Source organism: Stenotrophomonas sp. 96582_Sma (assembly GCF_056480905.1).
Genome location: NZ_CM151122.1, coordinates 165,370 through 187,267, shown reverse-complemented (window position 1 = coordinate 187,267; position 21,898 = coordinate 165,370). Strand labels below are relative to the sequence as shown.

20 protein-coding genes are annotated in these 21,898 nt (G+C 67.1%); 5 read left to right on the top strand and 15 right to left on the bottom strand.

The annotated features are described in order from the left end of the window. Nucleotides 1-86 precede the first annotated feature (86 nt). The 3 genes from dcp to arfB form a co-directional block, all read right to left on the bottom strand. Nucleotides 87-2,243: a peptidyl-dipeptidase Dcp gene (gene dcp / locus ACZK2R_RS00805; RefSeq protein WP_180837899.1), complete on the bottom strand. Its 2,157-nt coding sequence runs from the start codon at nucleotides 2,241-2,243 to the stop codon at nucleotides 87-89. 111 nt (nucleotides 2,244-2,354) lie between these two features. After that, nucleotides 2,355-2,915, bottom strand: coding sequence for a lysophospholipid acyltransferase family protein (locus ACZK2R_RS00800; protein WP_223276957.1), 561 nt, complete (start codon nucleotides 2,913-2,915; stop codon nucleotides 2,355-2,357). A gap of 46 nt (nucleotides 2,916-2,961) precedes the next feature. Next, on the bottom strand, nucleotides 2,962-3,393 hold the full coding sequence (gene arfB / locus ACZK2R_RS00795; protein WP_032130467.1) for an alternative ribosome rescue aminoacyl-tRNA hydrolase ArfB: 432 nt from the start codon (nucleotides 3,391-3,393) through the stop codon (nucleotides 2,962-2,964). A gap of 134 nt (nucleotides 3,394-3,527) precedes the next feature. Between arfB and ACZK2R_RS00790 the strand changes: the two genes are divergently transcribed. Then, nucleotides 3,528-4,055 (top strand): DUF2059 domain-containing protein, encoded by a 528-nt coding sequence (locus ACZK2R_RS00790; RefSeq protein ID WP_125895907.1) that lies wholly within the window; start codon nucleotides 3,528-3,530, stop codon nucleotides 4,053-4,055. Between the two features lie 75 nt (nucleotides 4,056-4,130). Here ACZK2R_RS00790 and ACZK2R_RS00785 read toward each other — a convergent pair whose 3' ends face one another. The 4 genes from ACZK2R_RS00785 to ACZK2R_RS00770 all read right to left on the bottom strand — a co-directional run bounded on the left by ACZK2R_RS00785 (nucleotide 4,131) and on the right by ACZK2R_RS00770 (nucleotide 7,887). Further along, entirely contained in the window at nucleotides 4,131-4,898 is a 768-nt protein-coding gene (locus ACZK2R_RS00785; protein ID WP_428999598.1) for a pseudouridine synthase, read from the bottom strand. A gap of 117 nt (nucleotides 4,899-5,015) precedes the next feature. Next, nucleotides 5,016-5,594, bottom strand: coding sequence for an O-methyltransferase (locus tag ACZK2R_RS00780; protein ID WP_180837898.1), 579 nt, complete (start codon nucleotides 5,592-5,594; stop codon nucleotides 5,016-5,018). 5 nt (nucleotides 5,595-5,599) lie between these two features. Then, nucleotides 5,600-7,255, bottom strand: coding sequence for a ubiquinone biosynthesis regulatory protein kinase UbiB (gene ubiB / locus ACZK2R_RS00775; RefSeq protein WP_180837897.1), 1,656 nt, complete (start codon nucleotides 7,253-7,255; stop codon nucleotides 5,600-5,602). Further along, nucleotides 7,252-7,887, bottom strand: a complete 636-nt coding sequence (locus ACZK2R_RS00770; protein WP_132808782.1) for a ubiquinone biosynthesis accessory factor UbiJ — start codon at nucleotides 7,885-7,887, stop codon at nucleotides 7,252-7,254. Before ACZK2R_RS00770 ends, ubiB begins: the two co-directional genes overlap by 4 nt. Nucleotides 7,888-8,425: 538 nt before the next feature. Here ACZK2R_RS00770 and ddlA point away from each other — a divergent pair. Next, nucleotides 8,426-9,520, top strand: a complete 1,095-nt coding sequence (gene ddlA, locus ACZK2R_RS00765; RefSeq protein ID WP_180837896.1) for a D-alanine--D-alanine ligase — start codon at nucleotides 8,426-8,428, stop codon at nucleotides 9,518-9,520. A 146-nt stretch (nucleotides 9,521-9,666) separates the two neighbouring features. On the opposite strand, the gene ACZK2R_RS00760 is transcribed toward ddlA, so the two are convergent. The 3 genes from ACZK2R_RS00760 to oleC all read right to left on the bottom strand — a co-directional run bounded on the left by ACZK2R_RS00760 (nucleotide 9,667) and on the right by oleC (nucleotide 12,552). Next, on the bottom strand, nucleotides 9,667-9,822 hold the full coding sequence (locus tag ACZK2R_RS00760; RefSeq protein WP_004153593.1) for a DUF1328 domain-containing protein: 156 nt from the start codon (nucleotides 9,820-9,822) through the stop codon (nucleotides 9,667-9,669). An 82-nt stretch (nucleotides 9,823-9,904) separates the two neighbouring features. Further along, entirely contained in the window at nucleotides 9,905-10,897 is a 993-nt protein-coding gene (oleD, locus tag ACZK2R_RS00755; RefSeq protein ID WP_100435560.1) for a 2-alkyl-3-oxoalkanoate reductase, read from the bottom strand. Continuing rightward, nucleotides 10,894-12,552, bottom strand: coding sequence for an olefin beta-lactone synthetase (gene oleC, locus ACZK2R_RS00750; RefSeq protein WP_180837895.1), 1,659 nt, complete (start codon nucleotides 12,550-12,552; stop codon nucleotides 10,894-10,896). Before oleC ends, oleD begins: the two co-directional genes overlap by 4 nt. Nucleotides 12,553-12,656: 104 nt before the next feature. On the opposite strand from oleC, the gene ACZK2R_RS00745 reads away from it, so the two are divergent. Continuing rightward, a complete protein-coding gene (locus ACZK2R_RS00745; protein WP_004135417.1) occupies nucleotides 12,657-13,082 on the top strand; it encodes a YkgJ family cysteine cluster protein in 426 nt (141 codons plus the stop codon). A 113-nt stretch (nucleotides 13,083-13,195) separates the two neighbouring features. Here ACZK2R_RS00745 and ACZK2R_RS00740 read toward each other — a convergent pair whose 3' ends face one another. From ACZK2R_RS00740 to ACZK2R_RS00725, 4 genes are all read right to left on the bottom strand, one after another. Then, nucleotides 13,196-14,086, bottom strand: coding sequence for an alpha/beta fold hydrolase (locus ACZK2R_RS00740; protein WP_180837894.1), 891 nt, complete (start codon nucleotides 14,084-14,086; stop codon nucleotides 13,196-13,198). A 116-nt stretch (nucleotides 14,087-14,202) separates the two neighbouring features. Next, complete coding sequence (locus tag ACZK2R_RS00735) at nucleotides 14,203-15,219, bottom strand: 3-oxoacyl-ACP synthase III (RefSeq protein WP_107431623.1); 1,017 nt, start codon at nucleotides 15,217-15,219, stop codon at nucleotides 14,203-14,205. 103 nt (nucleotides 15,220-15,322) lie between these two features. Then, complete coding sequence (locus tag ACZK2R_RS00730; RefSeq protein ID WP_005407628.1) at nucleotides 15,323-15,640, bottom strand: DUF4156 domain-containing protein; 318 nt, start codon at nucleotides 15,638-15,640, stop codon at nucleotides 15,323-15,325. A gap of 215 nt (nucleotides 15,641-15,855) precedes the next feature. Then, nucleotides 15,856-18,705, bottom strand: coding sequence for a M16 family metallopeptidase (locus ACZK2R_RS00725; RefSeq protein ID WP_180837893.1), 2,850 nt, complete (start codon nucleotides 18,703-18,705; stop codon nucleotides 15,856-15,858). A 415-nt stretch (nucleotides 18,706-19,120) separates the two neighbouring features. Here ACZK2R_RS00725 and ACZK2R_RS00720 point away from each other — a divergent pair, with 415 nt between their 5' ends. Together ACZK2R_RS00720 and ACZK2R_RS00715 are read left to right on the top strand one after the other, a co-directional pair. Further along, on the top strand, nucleotides 19,121-19,597 hold the full coding sequence (locus ACZK2R_RS00720; RefSeq protein ID WP_125893093.1) for an XAC0231 family protein: 477 nt from the start codon (nucleotides 19,121-19,123) through the stop codon (nucleotides 19,595-19,597). A 69-nt stretch (nucleotides 19,598-19,666) separates the two neighbouring features. Then, a complete protein-coding gene (locus ACZK2R_RS00715; RefSeq protein ID WP_005407625.1) occupies nucleotides 19,667-20,146 on the top strand; it encodes a tRNA (cytidine(34)-2'-O)-methyltransferase in 480 nt (159 codons plus the stop codon). Nucleotides 20,147-20,592: 446 nt separating this feature from the next. Here ACZK2R_RS00715 and ACZK2R_RS00710 read toward each other — a convergent pair whose 3' ends face one another. Next, on the bottom strand, nucleotides 20,593-21,756 hold the full coding sequence (locus tag ACZK2R_RS00710; RefSeq protein WP_071228793.1) for an acyl-CoA dehydrogenase family protein: 1,164 nt from the start codon (nucleotides 21,754-21,756) through the stop codon (nucleotides 20,593-20,595). Nucleotides 21,757-21,898 lie beyond the last annotated feature (142 nt).

Below are 21,898 nucleotides of genomic sequence, written 5' to 3'. Positions count from 1 at the left end.
AGGCTCGGCTCTACAGAAGAATGTCGAGCAAGCTCGACGCTACAGAAAAGAAAAACGGCGGGGTTGCCCCCGCCGTTTTCGCTTTCTTATTTCAGCCCGCGGAACTTCAGCAGCGGTTCCACCGACGGGTCCTTGCCGCGGAAATCGCGGTACAGGGTCGACAGCTCCACGCTGTTGCCGCGCGAGAGGATCTTGTCGCGGAACTCCTGGCCGTTGGCCGCGGTCAGGCCACCGTGTTCGGTGAACCACTGGTAGGCGTCATGGTCCAGCACTTCGGCCCAGAAGTAGGCGTAGTAACCGGCCGAGTAACCGCCACCCCAGATGTGATCGAAGTAGGTGGTGCGGTAACGCGGCGGCACCTGCGGCAGGTCGACCTTGAACTTCTTCAGCGCGCTGGCTTCAAAGGCGCCAACATCCTGTAGCGGGGCGTCAGCCTTCTGCGTGTGCCAGGCCAGGTCGAGCAGTGCGGCCGACAGGTACTCGGTGGTCGCATAGCCCTGGTTGAAGCTGCGTGCCTTGAGGATCTTGTCGACCAGTTCCTGCGGCATCGCCTCGCCGGTCTTGTAGTGCTTGGCGTAGTTGGCGAACACCTTCGGATCCAACGCCCAGTGCTCGTTGAACTGCGACGGGAACTCGACGAAATCACGCGAGGTGGCGGTACCGGCGATCGACGGGTACTTCACGTTCGAGAACATGCCATGCAGCGCATGGCCGAACTCATGGAACATCGTGGTCACGTCGTCGAAGCTGATCAGCGCAGGCTGGCCGGCGGCCGGCTTGGTGAAGTTGCAGACGTTGTAGACCACCGGCTTGGCACCGGTCAGGCCGTCCTGCTCGACGAACACGTCCATCCAGGCGCCGCCGGACTTGCTGTCACGCTTGAAGTAGTCGGTGTAGAACAGGGCCAGCGAGGTGCCGTCCTTGTCGAACACTTCATACACCTTCATGTCCGGGTTGTAGGTCGGAATGTCGGTACGCGGCTTGAAGGTGATGCCGTACAGCTGGGTGGCGGCGTAGAAGACGCCGTTCTGCAGCACGTTGTCCAGTTCGAAGTACGGCTTGATCTGCGACTCGTCCAGATCGTACTTGGCCTTGCGCACCTGCTCGGCGTAGAAGTCCCAGTCCGAGGCAGCGACCTGGAAACCACCCTTCTGCGCGTCGATCACCTTCTGGATCTCGCCGGCCTCGGCGCGCGCCTTGGCGGTGGCGGCCGGCACGGTGTCGGTCAGCAGCTTGAGCGCGGCGGCCGGGGTCTTGGCCATCTGGTCGCCCAGCTGGTAGTCGGCGAAGGTGTCGAAGCCGAGCAGCTTGGCCTTCTGCGCGCGCAGCTGGGCCAGGCGCTGTACGGTCTGCCGGGTATCGTTGGCATCGCCGCGCTCGGCGCGGGTTTCCGAAGCCTTCAGCACGGCGGCGCGCTGGTCGCGGTCGCTCAGCGAGCCGAGCACCGGCTGCTGGGTGGTGTTCTGCAACGGCAGCAGGAACTTGCCATCCAGCTTGCGCTCCTTGGCGGCGTTGGCAGCGTTGTTGATCGCATTCTCGTCCAGGCCGGCCAGCTTGGCCTTGTCGTCGACCACGACGGCCGCTGCGGCGGTGGCGGCCACCAGACGGGTGTGGAACTGGGTGGAAAGGGTGGTTTCTTCCACGTTGAGCTTGCGCAGGCTCGCCTTGTCGGCGTCGGACAGCTGCGCACCGGCGCGCACCAGACCGTCGTAGTAGTGCTCGACCAAGCGCTTCTGCACCGGGTCCAGCTCCAGCGTGTCACGCTGGTCGTACAGCGACTTCACGCGCGCGAACAGCTTCGGATCGAGGTTGATCTCGTCCTGGTGCGCGGCCAGCTTCGGCGCCACGTCTTCCTGGATCTTCTGGCGCGCATCGTTGGTATCGGCCTGGACCAGGCCGAAGAAGATGCGCGACACGCGATTCAGCGTCTCGCCGCTGCGCTCCATCGCCACGATGGTGTTGTCGAAGGTGGCCGGCTCGCTGCTGTCAGCGATCTTGCGCACGTCGGCCAGGTGCTGGCGCATGCCTTCTTCGAACGCCGGCAGGTAGTCGCTGTCCTTGATCTTGTCGAACTGCGGCGCCTGGAACGGCAGCGTGCTGGCGCTCAGCAGCGGATTGGTGGAGGCTTCGGCCGGCTGCTGGGCCGGGGCTTTCTGGGCATCGGACACGGGGGTGGACTCCTTGCCGGAACAGGCCGCCAGCGCCAGGCTGATGGCGGCGGCCAGGACTACGGTACGCGACATGTAAAACACTCCTTGGGCAGACGGTACGGGATACCAGCCGTCCACCCTACTCCTGTCGCGCTCGCCCGGCATGTGCCGGACGTGGCGTCTATGCGGCGGCCTGCGGCCGGCTCAGACCGTACCGCGGGTCTTGCCGATCCAGGGCCGGTAGAACTCGCGGATGGCGGCCATGTCGGCGGCGTCATCGCCGGTCGGCGTGAACAGCGGGCCGATGCCGATGGTCTTCTCCGGGTAGTGGAAATACGCGGCCAGGATCGGCACGTCGGCCATCCGCGCGATCTTCAGGAAGCCGGCCTTCCAGTCCTTCACGGCCTTGCGGGTGCCCTCGGGCGTGATGGCGAACCACATCTTCTCGTTGTTGCGCAGCAGGTCCACGGCCTGGCCGACGGTGCCCTGCGGCGAGCTGCGGTCCAGCGGGATCACGCCCAGCTTGTGCAGCAGCGGGCCGAGCGGCCACCAGAACAGCGATGCCTTGCCCAGCACCTTCACCTTCATGCCCAGCGCGATCTTCGCGGCCATGCCCCACAGGCCGTCCCAGTTGGACGAATGCGGGGCGATGATGAAGACCAGCCTGGGGATGTCAGGCAGGGTACCGGTCACCTTCCAGCCGCCCATGCGCAGGGTGCAGCGCGCCAGCCAGCGCAGGAAGGCGTTGGGTTTGACCTGCGGCATCTGCGGCGGCACGGCCGGCAGCAACGAAGTCGGGTTGTTCAAGCAATCACTCCCAGTCACGTGATGAGCGCCCGCGCTTGATCTGCGCGCGCCCGCGTTTGGCGTCCAGACGACGCAGTTTCGACCCGAGGGTCGGCTTGGTGGCCTTGCGCGGCTTGGGCACGCTCAGCCCGGCCTGGATGAAGGCCGCCAGCCGATCGCGCGCATCCTCGCGATTGCGATCCTGGGTCCGGAAACGTTGCGCGTCGATGACCAGCACGCCTTCGCCGGTCATGCGCCGGTCACGCCGCGCCAGCAGGCGCGCGCGCAACGGTTCGGGCAACGAGGGCGAGTTGGCCACATCGAAACGCAGTTCCACCGCGGTGGAGACCTTGTTGACGTTCTGGCCACCGGCGCCACTGGCACGCACGAACCGCTCGACGATCTCGCCGTCGGGGATTTCAAGCTGCGCGCTGATGGTGACCGGTCCACTGCCCATCCGCGCATTGTAGCGGCAGCCACGCACCGGAGTGCGGCATCGCGCCCCGTATGCCGCCGATCAGGTACCGAACACGCCGCCTTCGCCTTGGCTGCGGGTATGCTGGCCGTCCCATGTACTGCAGGAAGCCCCGCATGACCCGCACCGTACCCGCCCTGCCGTCCCTGCTGCGCCGCGCCGCCCTGCTGCTGGCGCTGGCCGTGGCCAGCGTTCCGGCCCTGGCCGCGCCGCCGACCGATGGCGACATCAACCGCCTGCTGTCGGCCTCGCGCGCGCAGAGCATGATCGACACCATGCTGCCGCAGATCGAGGCGATGCAGCAGCAGCAGTTCCAGCAGGTAGCCGCACAGCGCCAGCTCAATGCCCAGCAGCAGGAACAGCTGAAGCGGATCCAGGCGCGGACCAGCCAGACCCTGCGCCAGGCCCTGTCCTGGCAGCAGCTGCGGCCGATGTACGTGGACCTGTACAAAAAGACCTTCAGCAAGGAAGACGTGTTGGCGATGGCCGAGTTCTACGAGAGCGCGGCCGGCCAGAGCCTGCTGGACAAGACCCCGGCGCTGATGCAGAACGTGATGGTCGCGATCCAGGCGCGCATGCAGCCGCTGTTTGCGGACCTGCAGAAGGATCTGGAAGCAATCGTCAACGAGCCGGAAAAGAAATGAGGTAGTGCCGGCCGCTGGCCGGCTCCCCATTACATATGGAATCGCGCAGATGCCGGCCAGCGGCCGGCACTACCGTCAATCGGTATCCACCTGCCAGCCGAACAGGTCCAGCGCCTTCTGGAACCCGCCGTCCAACGGCGCACGCACGTCCACCGTGCCACCGTCCGGATGCGGGAAGCGCAGGCGCTCGGCGTGCAGCAGCATGCGGTGCACGCCCTGCATGCGGAAGATGCGGTTGTGGCGGCCATCGCCGTGGCTGGTGTCGCCGATCATGTGATGCGAGAGGTGCTTGAGGTGCCGGCGGATCTGCCGGAAGCGTCCGGTCTGCGGCTGGCAGCGCAGCAGTGCGTAGCGCGAGCTGGTGAATTCACCGACCGGCACCGACAGCTCGCCGGTGGCCAGGCGCTGGAAGTCGGTGATCGCCGGCTTTTTCACCGGCTTGCCCGGGCCGCCGTCCAGATCATGATCGACCTGCCAGGCGAGCTCGGCCGGCCAGCCCCGGCAGACCGTCAGGTAGTCCTTCAGCACTTCGCCGCCCATCAGGGCCTTGCCCAGCGCACTGGCGGTATCGCGGTCGAAGGCCAGCAGCAGGCAGCCACTGGTGGCCCGGTCCAGGCGATGCACGAGGAAGATCGGGCGGCCCAGCTGCTCGCGCAGGCGGTCGGCCAGGAAGTCGTCTTCGCCACGGGCCAGCTTGCTGTCGTGGACCATCAGCCCGGCAGGCTTGTTGACCACGGCCAGGCGCTCATCCAGGTGCAGCAGCTGCAGGGGCGCGGTGTCGGTCTCGACCGCGGCGAGGGTATCGGGTTCGGTGCTCACGGCAGGATTATCGGGGCTGGGCACTGAATGGGGTAGAGCCGGCCGCTGGCCGGCTGTCTCCGGGCAGTCGGATGGCTGCGGTTGCCGACCAGCGGCCGGCAACAGCGTGCCAACCAAGGTTGGCACCTACCTGTAGAGCGGTCAGGCGCTGCGCACGGCCAGCAGCTCGCCATTGCCCACCGGCACCAGGCTGGTGCTGAAGTCCGGATCAGCGTCCAGCAGCGCACGCAGCGGTTGCATCTCTTCCGCATGCGAGGTGGCGTTGTCCACCACCAGCAGGCCACCCGGGCGCAGCACGCGACGCAGCTGCGGCCACCAGCCGGCGTACTGCCCGCGGTCCGAATCGAGGAACAGCAGGTCGATGCAGGCATCGGCGGCCTGCGCCAGCCAGAGCCCGGCATCGTCGTGGACCAGCGTGATGCGATCGGCCAGACCACTGCGCGCGAAGGTATCACGCGCCATCGCCACCTTGTTCTCGGCGTATTCCAGCGTGGTCACGTGGCCGTCGATGGCGGCGGTTGCCTCGGCCAGCCACAGCGTGGAATAGCCGTTGGACGTACCGATTTCCAGCACCCGGCGAGCGTTGCCGAAGCGCACCAGCACCGACAGGAATTCACCGGTGTCGGGCGTGATGTTGAGCATGCGTCGGCCGCGCTCGCTTTCGCGTGCGTCGTTGTCGGCGCCGAAGCGGATCAGTTCGTCCTTGAGTGCCTGCAGCATGGGGCCTACTTCCACCACGCGCGCAGCAGCGCCACTGCGCCGACCGCACCGGACAGCCAGCTCCACGCCGGCACGTCGCCCCAGTACCAGCCCGGCGGCTGCAGCACATACATCAGTGCAGCGATGGCCAGCAGGCCGACACCGGTGATCGCGCCGACCGCATGCTTCTGCAGGCGCTGCACGCTGGCATCCAGTGCGGCCAGGTCGCGCGAACGCATCGACAGTTCGTGGCGGCCTTCCACCTGCTGGGTCAGCCAGGCGTGCACCAGGCGCGGCATGTCCGGCGCATGGGTCATGATTTCCGGCAGGCGCTTGCCGATCTCGCGTACCACCCGGCGCGGGCTGTAACGCTCGCGCAGGATCTTCGCCAGCACCGGCTTGGCCACCGCCCAGATGTCGATCTGCGGGTCGAGCTGGCGGCCGACGCCTTCGATGTTCAGCAGGGTCTTCTGCAGCAGGATCAGCTGCGGCTGCAGGGTCAACTGGTAACGCTGGGCCACGCGGAACAGCTTCATCAGCACTTCGGCCAGCGAGATCTGCGACAGCGGCCGGGTGAAGTACGGCTCGCACACCGAACGCACGGCGGCCTCGAGGTCATCGATGCGCACGTTGTCCGGCATCCAGCGCGCCTGCACGTGCAGTTCGGCGATGCGGCGGTAATCGCGGTTGAAGATGGCCATGAAGTTCTCGGCCAGGTAGTACTGATCTTCCTGCGAGAGCTGGCCCATGATGCCGAAGTCCAGCGCGATGAAACGCGGGTTGGCGCGGCGCGCCGGATCGGTGTCGACCCAGATGTTGCCGGCGTGCGCATCGGCGTGGAAGAAGTTGTCGCGGAACACCTGGGTGTAGAACACCCGCACGCCCTTGGCGGCCAGCGCCTTGCGGTCGATGCCGGCCTTGTCCAGTGCGACGATGTCATCGGACGGGATGCCCCACACGCGTTCCAGGGTCAGTGCCCGCTCGGCGGTGTGGCTCCAGATCACTTCCGGCACGTACAGATCGGCGCTGTTTTCCCAGAAGCGGCGCAGCACGCTGGCATTGGCGCCTTCGCGCTGCAGGTCCAGCTCGGCAGCCAGGGTGTTCTCGACTTCGGCCACCACTTCGCGCGGGCGGATCTTGTCGGCGCGCGGGTGGGTGCGCTCGACCAGGGCAGCCAGCGAATTGAGCAACGCGATATCGGCGTCGATCTGCTTCTCGATGCCCGGGCGCAGCACCTTGACCACCACCTGGCGGCCATCGGCCAGCGTGGCTGCGTGCACCTGCGCGATCGAGGCCGAGGCCAGCGGTTCGGTATCGAAGCTGGCGAAGGCCTCGCTGACCGGCAGGCCCAGCGCTTCCTCGACGATGCGACGCGCGGTCTCACCATCGAACGGCTTGACCCGGTCCTGCAGCAGGGTCAGTTCATTGGCCACATCCGGCGGCACCAGGTCGCGGCGGGTGGACAGGATCTGGCCGAACTTGACGAAGATCGGGCCCAGATCCTGCAGCGCCAGACGCAGGCGTGCACCGCGCGACTGAGCGGCGATGTCGGCCGAGGCGCGCGGCACGAACGGCTTGGCCAGGCGCAGCCAGCGCTCGGCGGGAGTGCCCTGCAACAGGTCGTCGAGGCGGTAACGCAGGATCACCCGGCCGATGCGGCTGGCACGCAGCACGGCCTTCATGCGGCACCCCGCAGACGCTGCACACGTGCACCGAGGCGTTCGACGTCGTCGCGCAGCACGTCCACATCGTCGTGGAAGGCATCCAGCTCGGCGCGCGGCACCACGTCACGCGATTCCTCGGTGATGAACTCGGCGGCGCTGTGGGCCAGGTCGATCGCGCCCTGGCGCGCGTGCTGAAGGGCACCGCGCAGGGTGTTGGCCACCTGCACGCCCAGCACCTCGCCGAACACGCTGACGAAGGGCTGCTGCCAGTCCGGGTCGAAGCCCTTGGCCAGCTGCTGCAGGCGACGCGCCAGTTCGGCATCACCGGCCACGCGCACGCGACCCTTGCCGTTGTTGTCGCCGCGCCGTGCGTTGGCCAGCAGCGGCAGCTGCGCCAGCACGCCGGCCAGGCTGCTGCGCACGGCCAGGTCGGCTTCCTGCGCGTCCACCGGGCCGACCCGCAGTGCATCACCGTCGACGCTGATGCGCATGGCCAGCGACGGCGCTTCCAGGGTCAGGTCGATGTGCCGGCCGTCGAGGCTGGCCAGTGCATGGCGGGTATCCGGATCCAGCGCCAGCGCGCGGTTCAGGGCGATCTGCAGGGCGCGGCCAGCGACCGGCTTGAGGGACTTGAGCAGGGAGAGAGCCATGTGCGCATTCTACCTGCGTGGGTGGGGGGCTTGGGCCGGGCTGCCGCCCGGCACCCGCAGAGGCGACTGCCAGAGCAACATCAAAGGCTGGCTTCCTGTGGAGAGGCGGGGTGGGTTCGGTTGCGGGGGCCGCTGCAAGTACATCCCTGTAAGCTCGGTCGCCGCTTGCTCGTGTGCGCTGTCCTGCGCACACGGCAAGACCGGGGTTGGGCGTCCTGCCCAACCCGCCCGAGGCATGCCTCGGGCCCATGCGGCTCACGCCCCCGCAACCGGACCCACCCCACCTTCGACAGGTTCCTGCGATCTGTCAGGCTATCCGGGGTCGGATCCCGTTGCTGCGCAACGGGCTCTGACCCCAATGCTGATGGCATCTCGCGTTGGTGGATGCCGACCTTGGTCGGCGCTGGATTTCCGGGGGTGCCAACCAGGGTTGGCCGCTACTCGAGCCGACCGTCAGGCGGTTCATCTATGCCTCACCTGTGCGGCAATGGAAGGTTCATGCTGTACGGCCACGCAACGCACAGGACATCGCAACACCATGGCACGGACCCGGGTCGGCATCATCTTCGGGGGCAAGTCCTCCGAGCACGAAGTTTCGCTGCAGTCGGCGAAGAACATCCTCGATGCGCTTGATCGCGAGCGCTTCGAGCCGGTGCTGGTCGGTATCGACAAGCAGGGCCAATGGCATCTGAGCCAGCCGGATACCTTCCTGATCAATGCCGATGATCCGTCGCGCATCGCGCTGCATCGGTCCGGCACGTCGCTGGCGGTACGCCCGGGTGCTGAGCAGGCACAGCTGCAGCCGTCCGATGCGGCCAGCGCGCTGGGCCAGATCGATGTGGTGCTGCCGATCGTGCACGGGCCGCTGGGCGAGGACGGTGCGCTGCAGGGGCTGCTGCGCATGGCGAACCTGCCCTTCGTCGGTTCGCCGGTGCTGGGCTCGGCGGTGGCGATGGACAAGGACGTGACCAAGCGCCTGTTGCGCGACGCTGGCCTGCAGGTGGCGCCGTGGCTGTGCATCCGACGTCACCAGGCCGCTGACGTTGATGTCGATGCGGTGATCGCGCAGCTCGGCCTGCCGTTGTTCGTGAAGCCGGCCAACCAGGGTTCGTCCGTGGGTGTGAGCAAGGTCAAGGATGCGGCGGGCTTCGCCGAGGCACTTGCATTGGCGCTGCGCTATGACCACAAGGTGCTGGTCGAATCGGCGGTGGTCGGCCGTGAGATCGAGTGCGCGGTGCTGGGCAACGAACAGCCGCAGGCCAGCCTGTGCGGCGAGGTGGTGGTGCACGACGAGTTCTACGCCTACGACACCAAGTACATCAACGAGGATGGCGCCGAGGTGGTGGTGCCAGCGGATATCGATGCCGCAACCCAGGCGCGTATCCAGCAGATCGCGCTGCAGGCCTACCAGGCGCTGGAGTGTGCGGGCATGGCGCGTGTGGATGTGTTCCTCACCGCAGGCGGCGACATCGTCATCAACGAGGTCAACACCCTGCCGGGCTTCACCCGCATCAGCATGTACCCGAAGCTGTGGGGCGCCAGCGGTGTGGACTACACCACGCTGATCACGCGCCTGATCGAACTGGCGCTGGAGCGCCATGAAGCCGATCGCGGATTGCACAGCGCCGTGTAGAGGCGCTCTCTGTAGAGTCGAGCCATGCTCGACTGCTTTTCATGAGTCGAGCATGGCTCGACTCTACAAAGATGCGTGCCGACCGACGGTCGGCACCCACCGGAAAGAACAGTGCCGGCCAGCGGCCGGCACTACCCAGCGGTCTTCTAGCCGCGCTTGCGGAACATCGAAATCACTGCCAGTACCAGGAACACAACGAACAGGATCCAGGCGATGTTGCTGGCGGCACCGGCGATGCCGGAGAAGCCGAGCACGGCAGCGATGATGGCGATGACGAAGAAAATAACGGCGTAATGCAGCATGGTGCTCCTCGCAGATGTCCGGGCCGTTGGATGGCGTGGGTCCATCCTCCCGATCTGGCGGTGTGCAACCAGTGATGGCGACCTATGCGGCAGATGAAGCCTTCAGCCTGCGCAGCCCTTCTTCAATGCTGACCTGCGGCACGTAGCCGAAGTCACGGCGCGCCGGCTCCATGCTGTACCAGTGCGGCGTGCACAGCTGCTCGGCCAGGAAGCGGGTCAGCGGCGGCTCGCCACGCAGGCGCAGCAGCGGCCACAGCCGCTCGCAGACCGCACCGATGCGATAGGCGGTCTTGAAGCTGATCGCCTTGTCCACCGTCGGCGCGCCAACCGCGGCCAGCAGCTTGTTGACCAGCTCGCGCATGGGCAGCGGTTCGCCGTTGGAAATGAAGTAGGCCTTGCCCGCACACGCGGCACCCGGTGCCAACGCTTCGAAGGCGAGGAAATGCGCGAGCGCGGCGTTGTCGATGTAAGTGGTATCCACCTTGTTGTTGCCATCGCCCACCAGACGCAGGCGGCCCTGCCGCGCACGTTCTGCCAGGCGTGGCACCAGTTGCTGATCGCCCGGGCCCCAGATCAGGCGCGGGCGCAGTGCCACCGTCGCCAGCGTGGCATCGTTGGCGGCCAGCACGCGCTGTTCGGCAATCGCCTTGGTCGCCGCATACGGCGCCTGGAAGTCCTCGCCGTACGGCACCTCATCAGCCCCCAGGCCTTCCACCGGGTGGGTCGCGCGGTGGGTCACGCTGGGCGTGGAGGTGTAGACCAGCCGGCTGATGCCGTGCGCGCGGCAGGCGGCGATCACGTTGTCGGTGCCGACCACGTTGGCCTGGTGGTAGCTGTCATAGCTGCCCCAGGCGCCGGCCTTGGCGCCGTTGTGAAATACCGCATCGACGCCGGCCACTGCATGCAGCACCGCCTGCGCATCGGCCAGATCGCCGCGGATCTGGCCCACGCCCATGGCCTGCAGTTCCGGGTAGTGGCTGCGGTTGAACGCCAGCACCTGGTGGCCACGTTCGACCAGCCCACGGCACAGCGCCTGGCCAAGGAAACCACCACCACCGGTGACCAGGATCTTCATGCGCGCTTCTCCAGTTCGGCGCTGGCCCAGACGGCGAGCTTCTCGCGGCCGATCTTGGCGTTGTGACGGATATCGACGGGGAACGCCGGATGCACCAGGAAGTGCTGCAGGCCGGCCTCCGGTGCGCGGGCTGCGGCGTGCGCACGCAGCGCCTCCTGCAGCGCCGGGCTGTCTGACTGGCCACGCTGCAGCTCCACGCACAGCACCGGCACCTGTGCTCCCGCCGGACCAACACCGACCAGCGCCGTGCGCGCCACCCCGGGCACGGTATTGAACACCGGCTCCACCTGTTCGGTGTACAGCGGCCCCCGTGCGGTTTCCACGCGATGGGTCTTGCGGCCGCAGAACCACAGGCGGCCCTGCGCATCGAAGTAGCCCACGTCACCCATGCGGTGCACCACGCGCGTGCTGCCATCGGCCAGGGTCTCGCGGATCTTCGCCGCCGCGGTGGCCTGCGGGCGGTTGAAGTAACTGTCGGTAGCGGTCGGTCCGGCCACGGTGATCTCGCCCACCTCGCCGGTGGCCAGCACGCGCGCCTGCGACCAGTCGGCCAACGGTCCGTCATCGATGCCGATGATGCGCACCTCATTCGGTTCAACCACGCTGCCCACGCAGGTACCGGCACCGGCCTCGGTGGCGGCACGGGTGCGCTCCAGCTCGCGGCCTTCCACCACCGCCACCGGCAGGCACTCGGTGGCGCCGTACGGGGTCCAGAACTGCGCATCGGCCGGCAACAGGCTGCGGATGGTGGCGACCACATCCGGCGGCACCGGCGCACCGGCCGAGGTCACCCGGGTCACCGTCGGCAACGGCCGGCCGTGACGGGCCAGCACCCGCATCAGCGCAGGCGAGCCAAACAGCTGGGTCACGCCGAAGCGCTGGATGGCGTCATGCAGGCGTGCCGGGTCGGCCTGTGCCGGCCGGGTCGGGTCCATGTCCGGGATCACCGAGGTCAGGCCCAGCGCCGGGTCGAACAAGGCAAACGGCGGGAAGGTCGGCAGGTCCACCCCGCCCGCTTCCATGCCAAAGGCACTGCCCAGCAGCTGGATCTGGCCGACGAAATGACGGTGGCGGTAGACCACGCCCTTGGGCACGCCGGTGGAGCCGCTGGTGAACAGGATCGCGGCCATGTCCTCGCCATCGGTGGCGGCCAGCATCGCCCCCCCGTTGGCACCGGCGCGCTCCAGCGCGGCCAGCGTGGTCCCGCCCCAGCCGAGGCGGCGGCCGACGGTGACCAGGCGGATCGCCGAGGGCGCCCAGCGCAGCACCAACCGCGCCACGTGTGCCAGCGGAACGCCGATGAAGGCCTCCGGCTGCGCCTCGTCCAGGCACTGCTTCAGTGCGCGTTTGTCGATGCCCGGGTCGACCAGCACCGGCACCGCACCCAGTTTGAACAGGGCAAACATCAACAGGAAGAACTCCGGCGACGGCCGCACCATCACCACCGTGCGCACCCCGCGACCGATCCCGTAGCCGGCCAGGCCAGCCGCCATGGCGTCGCTGCGGGCGTCCAGCTGGCGGTAATCCAGCGTCACGTCGTAGGCGGCCATGCCGTTGCCGGCGCCACGGCGGCCCGGGCAGCGGATGGCGATCTGGTCGGGCCGTTCACGCGCCAGTTCAGGCAAACGGGCGGCAATATTGCAGGGTCGGTTCATCCGTTCATTGTCGCCGCTTACGGAATTTCTTGCGCGGCGGCCAACTTCGTGGAAAATCCGCACCCTCGTTCCTGATTCCGACTGCCGCCCGAGGCGGCTTGCCCATGCAACATCCCTGCATGACCTGTGGCGCCTGCTGCACCCAATACCGCGTGGCCTTCCACTGGATGGAATCGGACGAGGTCACCCCCGGCGGCGTACCGCACCAGCTGACCGAGGTGCTGGACCCGCATCGCCTGTGCATGCGCGGCACCCACTCCAAGCCGGTGCGCTGCGTGGCGCTGGATGCGCAGATCGGCGTGTATTCACGCTGCACCATCCACCCCAACCGGCCCAGCGTGTGCCGTGAGGTGGATGCATCGTGGGAGTACGGCAAGGCCAGCCCGCAGTGCGACAAGGCGCGCATTGCCTATGGCCTGGATCCGTTGACCCTGGCCGACTGGCGCTGGCGCGACGAAGCGGGCAACGACGACGACCACCCGGACGACAACGGCAACAGCCCGTCACCGCAGGCGCCGATCGCGGCGTAGTGGTAGTGCCGGCCGCTGGCCGGCAACCTCATGAACCCTTCGGGTGTGCCGACCAACGGTCGGCACCTACCCATTTCCTCTTCCGGTGGGTGCCGACCGTTGGTCGGCACACCTCAGATCGGGTTCTTGTCCAGGAACGCGCGGATTTCCGGCACCAGCACTTCGTGCTTGTCTTCCAGCACGTAGTGGCCGGCGTCCTCGAACGCATGTACCTGGGCCTGCGGCAGCGCGGCCTGGAAGCCCTTCAGGAAGTGGTGGTCGAACACGAAGTCGCGCAGGCCCCAGCCGAGGAAGGCCGGCCGGTCGGCGAACGACGGCAGCGCCTTGCCGGCATGCTCCAGCAGCGACCACGCCTTGTCGGCCGGCGACAGCGGGATGTCCTGCATGAAGCGGATGGTGCTGATGCGGTTGGCCCAGCTGTTGTACGGCGACACGTAGGCGCGGCGCACGTCGGCCGGCATCTTCCGCTCCACGCCCAGCCACGAGGCACCGGAGGAGAACGCGTTGAAGGTGCGGATGATCCACTCGCCGATCTTCCAGTGGCGGCCCAGCGCGATCTGCCACGGCATCTTCTTCGCCGCCGGCATCGGGAATGCAGCGGTATTGAGCACCACCAGGCGCTTGACCTGGTCGTGGTGCGACAGCGCCCAGCCGAAACCGATCATGCCGCCCCAGTCGTGCACCGCCAGGGTCACCGGGCCGGTTATGCCCAGATGCTTGAGCAGCGCATCGAGGTCGTCAACGCGCGACTGCAGCGTGTACTCGTAGCGGCTGTCATCGGGCTTGTCCGACAGGCCCATGCCGATGTGGTCCGGCACGATGCAGCGGTACGTGTCCGACAGGCCGGCGACCAGCGTGCGCCAGTAATAGCTCCACGACGGGTTGCCGTGCACCATCACCACCACTTCGCCATCGCGCGGGCCTTCGTCGAGATAGTTCATCGACAGGCCGGGGCGTACCTCGAAGCGCTGCGGGTGGGCGGGGTAACCGGGAAGCTGGGACATCGGATCGCACCTGTAGAAAGGGCCGGTAGAACCGGCCCTTGGACACTTGGAAGATCATCGCTGTCCGTCGCGAGCGATTGGCGAGGCAATCGCGCAGCAGGTCAGCGGTGACTTTGTTACCAGACCACTTCAGCCATCGAGCAGTTCAGGCCCGAGCCAATGCCCAGAAGCGCGATGCGATCGCCCTTCTTCAGCTTGCCCAGCTGCTTGAGCTTGCTCAGCACGATCGGCACCGAGGCCGGGCCGATGTTGCCGTGCTCGCCGAAGATGGTCATGACCTTCTTCGGGTCGATGCCGAAGTTCTTGATGAACGCGGCGGTGTGCGGCTGGCTGACCTGGTGGATCACGAACTGGTCCAGTTCTTCCACAGCCCAGCCGAGTGCGATCTTGGCGGCGCTGAAGGTCTTCTGCGCCAGCTTGATGCCTTCGATCAGCAGCAGGCGGGTGTCGGTGACCATGCGGTCCAGGTTGCCCAGGCACAGCTGGTTCCACTCGGTGGCCGAGCGGGTCACGCCACCCTTGTAGCGCGGCGCATCCGGCACCAGTTCCGAGCGCGCCATCACCATCGCGGCGGCGCCCGAACCCGTGGTCAGGGCGGCCAGCTCGTTGCGGAAATCGTCGGCGGTGACGTCCGGGGCGGTCATGCGCTCCAGGGTCTTCTCGTACACCAGGTTGGCGGTCTCGCCATCCACCACCAGCGCGTAGTCGATGTCGCCGCGCTCGATCATGCGCGCCGCGATATCCATGCCGTTGATGAAGGCCAGGCAGGCATTGGCGACGTCGAAGGTCATGCACTCGTCGCTGACGCCGAGGTTGCCCGACACGATGGAGGCCGTGGACGGCTCCAGGTAGTCGCGGCTGACCGAGGTGTTGACCAGCAGGCCGACCTGCGTCGCATCGATGCCCGCGTCTTCCAGCGCCTTGCGGCCGGCCATGGTGGCGGCATCGGACGCAAGCACGCCGTTGTCCCACAGGCGGCGGGCATGGATGCCGGCGATATCGCCGAGCACGTCGGTGCGGATACCGAGGCGATCCAACGTCGGCTGCAGCCGCTCGTTGATTTCCTTGGTCGTCAGCGTATGCGGCGCATCAACGTGTGCCAGGCCGGCGATCGAGACATTCTTGAAGAGCATCGAGGTTAGCGCCAAGGCTCAGGCAAAAGGGGGCGCTATTCTATAACCCCCGGGGCCTTCACCGCATCTTTACGAATTCAGGCTTGGCCGTATGGTGAAGCGTTCAGCGCGGCGGGCACTGGAAAGCGGCGAAGCGCTGGCTGCCATCGGCCGGAGCGGCGGCGGCCTGTACGGCGTTGGCGCCGGCGCTCGGGGCCTCGTTGCGGGCCAGGGTTTCCAGCTCTTCCTGCACACGCAGCGGGTTGCGGTTGTAGAAGCCGACCTTGCTCTTCACGGTGACCACCACCTCGCCCTTGGCGATGCAGCCAGCGGGAACCGGGCCTGCCGGCAGCACGCGGGTCGCCTTGCCGGCCGGTTCGATCGGCACCCAGGTACAGGCGGTGACGGTGAGCAGCAGGGAGGAAAGCAGCAGAACGCGCATGGGCAGATCCTGGAAGGGTATGGGGGGATTCTGCCTGAACAGCCTGAATCGGGGGTAGCCGGTGGGTGGGGTCAGATCCCCCGCAGGGGGTCCTGACCCCGCCTTCGGGTCACGGAGTTGCCAGGCAGCGGCCGGCACTACCACGGCAAGGTTGCCGGCCAGCGGCCGGCACTACCGGAGGAGCCGGCCCGCCCCATGGCGGGCCGGGTAGTGCCTTACTTCTTGACCGGGTTGCCTTCGGCATCGATCACCGTCACCTCGCCCAGGTTCAGCGCGCGCACGGCCGCTTCGGTCTGCTTGAGGTCACCCACCACCACCCAGGTCAGCGCCTGCGGCTTGATCTCGGCGGCGGCCTGCTGCACCTGTGCCGGGGTCATCGCCTCGATCTCGGCCTTGCGGCGCAGCACGTAGTCATCCGGGCGCTTGAACTGCACGATCGAACCGATGGTCGACGCCACCGCGCTGGCGGTCTCGTAGGCACCGGGCAGGCTCAGGGTCTGGATGTTGCGGATGCGGTTGACCTCGGCGGCGGTGGCCGGCTTGCTGCCGTCGGCGAACGCGGCGATTTCCTTGCGCATTTCCGCCATCGCCGGGCCGGTCTTGTCGATCTGCACCGGCGCGCTGGCCATCCACGGGCGCTGGCCCACCGAATTGATCGCGCTGCTGCGCGCACCGTACGACCAGTGCTTGTCCTCACGCAGGTTCATGTTCAGGCGCGAGGTGAAGTCGCCACCGATCACGCCGTTGGCGATATCGAAGCGGGTCGAGCTGGTGGCGCTGGACGGCGCGACCACCTGGCCGGCGAACAGGTTGGCCTGCACCGCGCCCGGCTGGTCGATCAGGAACACACGCGGGCCCTTCGGCAATGCGACGTCGGTCGCCGCCTTCACCTGCGGGGCATCGCCGGCAGCCTTCCAGTCGCCCAGCTGCTTGTCCAGCAGCGGCACGATTTCCGCCAGCGTGGTATCACCGACCACGATCAGGGTGCCGTTCTGCGGGCGCAGCCAGTCGTGGTGGAAATCAACCAGATCTTCGCGGGTCAGGCCGCTGATCGCCGCCTCATCGCCACTGCCGGTGAACGGAATGGCATACGGGTGGCCCTTGCCATACAGCAGTGGCGGCAGCACGCGCATCGCCACCGCACCCGGGTTGACCTTCTCCTGCTGGATGCCGGCGATCCAGGTCGCCTTGACCCGGTCGATCTCACCCTGCTCGAAGCGCGGCTCGCGCAGCAGGTCGCGGTACAGCGCCAGCGACGGTGCCAGGTTTTCCTTCAGTGCCGACAGGTCCACGCTCATCGAGTCCAGGCCGGCCGAGGCATCCAGGCTGGCGCCCAGCGCATCGGCAGCATCGGCGAAGGCCAGCGAGCCGAGCTTGCCGGCGCCTTCGGTCATCAGGCTCATGGTGAAGTTGGCGGTGCCCGGCTTGCGGCCCTGGTCGGCGCTGAAGCCGCCCGGGAACTGGTAGCTGAACTGCACCACCGGAATCTCGTGGCGTTCGGCCAGGATCACCTGGGTGCCGTTCTTCAGCGTGGCGCGCTGCAGCGCCGGGAACTTCAGCTGCGGGAACTCGCGGGTCTGCGGCACGCCGGCCTTGCGGTCGACCTGCTCCGGCAGGGAGCTGTACTTGGGGTCCACCGCGGGAACGTTGAACGGCTTCGGTGCCTGGCTCGGGTCTTCCTTCAGCGCCACACGCTCACCCGGTGCGATCACCAGGGTGTGGCTGCCCTTGTCCAGCCACTGCGCGCCCAGCCGGCTCAGATCAGCGGCACTGGCCTTCTCGATGTTGGCCAGCGAGGTGCGGAAGCAGCCCGGGTCGCCGGTGAACACCGCGCACTCGGCCAGTGCGTCGGCCTTGCCGCCGAAGCCGCCGATGCGCTCGATGCCGCGGATGAAGCCGGCGCGGGCACCGGTCTTGGCGCGCTCCAGCTCGGCCGCGGTGGGACCCTGCTTGATCAGGCGGTCCAGTTCCTCGTCGATGATCTTCTCGACCTTGGCCGGGTCCTGGCCCTGCTTGACCGTCGCCATGATCACGAAGTTCGAACCCAGCTGCGAGGTCGAAAGGCCCGAGGCGATGCTGTCCACCAGCTTGTCCTGGTGCTGCAGGCGCTGGCTCAGGCGCGAGGACTTGGCACCGCCCAGGACCTGCGCGAACAGCTGCAGCTGATCGACATCGGTGGTGCCGACCTGCGGCACGTTCCAGGCGCGGTAGATGCGCGCCTGCGGCACCTTGTCGGTCATCGTCTCGCGCGTGTCGGCGTTGCGCTTGGCCACGTTCACTGCCGGCTGCGCCATGGTCGGGCCGGCCGGGATGCTGCCGAAGTACTTGCCGACCTTTTCCTTGGCAGTGGCCAGGTCGATGTCGCCGGCCAGCACCAGCACCGCATTGTTCGGGCCGTACCAGGTGCGGAACCAGGTCTTCACGTCATCCAGCGACGCCGCGTTCAGATCGTTCATCGAACCGATCACGCCGTGGTGATACGGGTGGCCTACCGGGTACAGCGCCTTGTTGAGCTGGTCCCAGGCCTGACCGTAGGGCTGGTTCTCGCCCTGGCGCTTCTCGTTCTGCACCACGCCACGCTGCTCGTCCAGCGCCGCCTGGTCGATCGCACCGACCAGATGGCCCATGCGGTCCGACTCCATCCACAGCGCCATGTCCAGCGCGGTGGTGGGCACGTTCTCGAAGTAGTTGGTGCGGTCGGTATTGGTGGTGCCGTTCTGGTTGGTGGCACCGACCTGCTTGAACGGTTCGAAGAATTCGCCGTCGTGGTTTTCGCTGCCCTGGAACATCAGGTGTTCGAACAGGTGCGCGAAGCCGGTACGGCCGGCCGGTTCGTCCTTGCTGCCCACGTGGTACCAGACGTTGACGGCGACGATCGGCGCCTTGCGATCGGTATGCACGATCACGCGCAGGCCGTTGGGCAGGGTGAACTGCTCATACGGGATATCGACCTTGGCCGGTGCGGCCGGCTTGGCCGCCAGCGCATGGGAAGGCACAAGCGTGCCCAGGGCGGTGCTGAGGGCGACGGCCAGCAGTGCAGCGCGCGGGCGAAGGGCGAGAGACATATCCGGATCCTTGGTCACATAGGTGAACCCCGATCCTAGCCTGCGCACGCAGCGGCAGGAATCGGCCAGCAGTCACTGGGGGTGTTTGCCCCTGTGCCCCATCCGCAGCGCCGATCTGCGCTGCCTGACCGGTCACAAGCGCCCGCCAGGACCGTCCGGACAGTGTCCGCAGCACATCGAATGGACAGGTGTCCGCCTACCGGACACTTCTCGACCAAACAAAAACTCTTGCAAATCAACAACTAAAAGTTGGCACGGGGATTGCTTGGTACTTCCTGCGCCAGGAAGGGCTTCAGATGAAAGCTGACTGAAGACTGAACACATGCAGGAAACCGAAAATTTTCCTTGCAAGCCCAGAATCGGTGTACTACCTTACTACCACACCACTGATCACCAACACTAAACAGGCCCCGTCATGAACGCCAAGACCATTGCCATCGCCATCGCCCTGATCGCCGGCACCGCGGTTGTTTCGTCGGTGCAGGCCTCCGAATCCATCCCGACCCTGGCCACCGTGCAGGTCCGCCCGGCCGCCGACCAGCTGGCCCAGCAGGCCTGGGAACAGGCCAGCGGCATCCCGACCCTGGCCACCGTGGAAGTGCGCCCGAGCGCCGACCAGCTGGCCGAGCGCAACGGCTACGTTGCCGCCCCGGTTGCTGCCGCGATGCCGATCACCACCCTGGCCTCGGTGGAAGTGCGCCCGAGCCTGGAACAGCGCGTCGCCCTGGCCGCCGAAATGGAAGCCCAGCGCTACGCCGCCACCCTGGCTGCTGCCGCCACCAACGTCGCCAACTCGGTCATCGTCAACCTGCCGGCCCTGCAGGTGCGCCCGAGCGCCGCCGACCTGCAGGCTCTGGCCACCGAAACCGCCCAGGTCCTGCTGCGCCCGTAAGCGGTGCCGCCCTGCCCAGCGCAGGGCGTGCGCCGTAAAGGCGGCGGTCGTCGCAGGTACACTGCGCCGATGAATGCCGCGCCCCAGTTCCACGTGATCCTGTTCCAACCGGAAATCCCGCCCAACACGGGCAATGTGATCCGGCTCTGCGCCAACACCGGCGCGCAGCTGCACCTGGTCGAGCCGCTCGGCTTCGCACTGGAAGACAAGCAGCTCAAGCGCGCCGGCCTGGACTACCACGAATACTCGCGCCTGCAGGTGCACCCCGACCTGGACACCGCGCTGGCGCGGATCGCACCGAAGCGCTTGTTTGCCCTGAGTACGCGTGCCAGCGTGCGCTACGACAGCGTGGCCTTTGAAGATGGTGATGCCTTCCTGTTCGGCCCGGAAAGCCGCGGCCTGCCGCAGGACGTGCTCGATGCCTTGCCCGATGGCCGCCGCCTGCGCCTGCCGATGCGGCCGGACAACCGCAGCCTCAATCTTTCCAACACCGTTGCGGTGGTGATGTACGAAGCGTGGCGGCAGCACGGGTTTGCTGGCGGCGCGTAAACCGCCTCAGGTGGGTGTGGACCTGCTTCTGGTGGGTGCGGACCCTGGTCCGCACCGATGCCCGGTCGCGCGCTGAAGGAATGTGCCAACCAAGGTTGGCACCTACCAAAGGCAGGTCCAGGCCGCCGCCGAGAACCTCTGATGGCTGTGGATCGCTTCTGGTGGGTGCGGACCTTGGTCCGCACCGATGCCCGGTCGTGCGCTGAAGGAATGTGCCAACCAAGGTTGGCACCTACCAAAGGCAGATCCAGGCCGCCGCCGAGAACCTCTGATGGCTGTGGATCGCTTCTGGTGGGTGCGGACCTTGGTCCGCACCGATGCCCGGTCGCGCGCTGAAGGAATGTGCCAACCAAGGTTGGCACCTACCAAAGCACATCCCAGGTGGCCGTGGCAGGTGCCATGTGCAGCAGATCCACGCCATGCGTGGATGGTGTTCCCCGCACCGCCTAGAACGCGTTGATGCCGGTCAGTTCGCGGCCGATCACCAGCTGGTGCACGGTCTCGGTGCCTTCATAGGTGATCACCGATTCCAGGTTCAGCGCATGCCGGATCGCTACATGCTCGGTGGTGATGCCGGCCCCGCCCAGCAGATCGCGACACTCACGGGCGATGTCGATGGCCATGCGGCAGTTGTTCCACTTGGCCAGGCTGACCTGCTGCGGCTGCAGCTGGCCAGCTTCCTTCAGGCGGCCCAGCTGCAGCGCCAGCAGCTGCGCGGTGGTGATGCGGCGGGCCATTTCGGCCAGCTTGATCTGCGCGCTCTGCGTGGCCGCCAGCGGGCGACCGAACAGCACGCGTTCCTTGGCATAGCCCAGCGCTTCATCCAGGCAGGCAATGGCAGCGCCGATCGGGCCCCAGCTGATGCCGTAGCGGGCCTGGGTCAGGCAACCCAGCGGTCCCTTGAGGCCCTTCACGTTCGGCAGGCGGTGGCTGTCGGGCACGCGCACGTCGTCGAAGAACAGCGCGCCGGTCAGCGATGCGCGCAGGCTCATCTTGTGCTTGATCTCCTGCGTGGTGAAGCCGGCCATGCCCTTTTCCAGCACGAAGCCCTGGATGCCGTCTTCGGTCTGCGCCCAGACGATGGCCAGATCGGCCACCGGGCCGCTGGTGATCCACATCTTGCTGCCGCTGATGCGCCAGTCGCTGCCGTCACGCACCGCGCGGGTCTTCATGCTGGCCGGATCGGAACCGCCGTGTGCCTCGGTCAGGCCGAAGCAGCCGATCAGCTCACCGCGCGCCATCGCCGGCAGCCACTGCTGGCGCTGTTCCTCGCTGCCGTAGGCATAGATCGGGTACATGCACAGCGAGCTCTGCACCGAGACGAAGCTGCGCAGGCCCGAATCACCGCGCTCCAGCTCCTGGCAGATCAGGCCATAGCTGACCGCACCCAGGTCGCCGCCGCCGTACTCGGCTGGCAGGGTGGCACCGAGCAGGCCCAGCGCGGCGATCTCCGGCACCAGCTCTGAAGGGAAGCGGGCCTGGTCGAAGGCATCGCCGATGATCGGCAGCACGCGCTCGTTGGTGAAGCGGGCGACGCTCTCCTGCACCGCGCGCTCTTCCTCGTTGAGCAGGGAACGGACATCGAACAGATCGTACGGATGCAAAGCCATGGCACTCACGCGCAGTCAGGACCCGGCCATTGTCGGTCATCCGCAAGCATCGCGTCTGGCAGGTGTGGACCTTGGTCCACACGGAAGCGGGTCCGGGCGGTGAAACAATGTGCCAACCAAGGTTGGCACCTACCCGGCCACG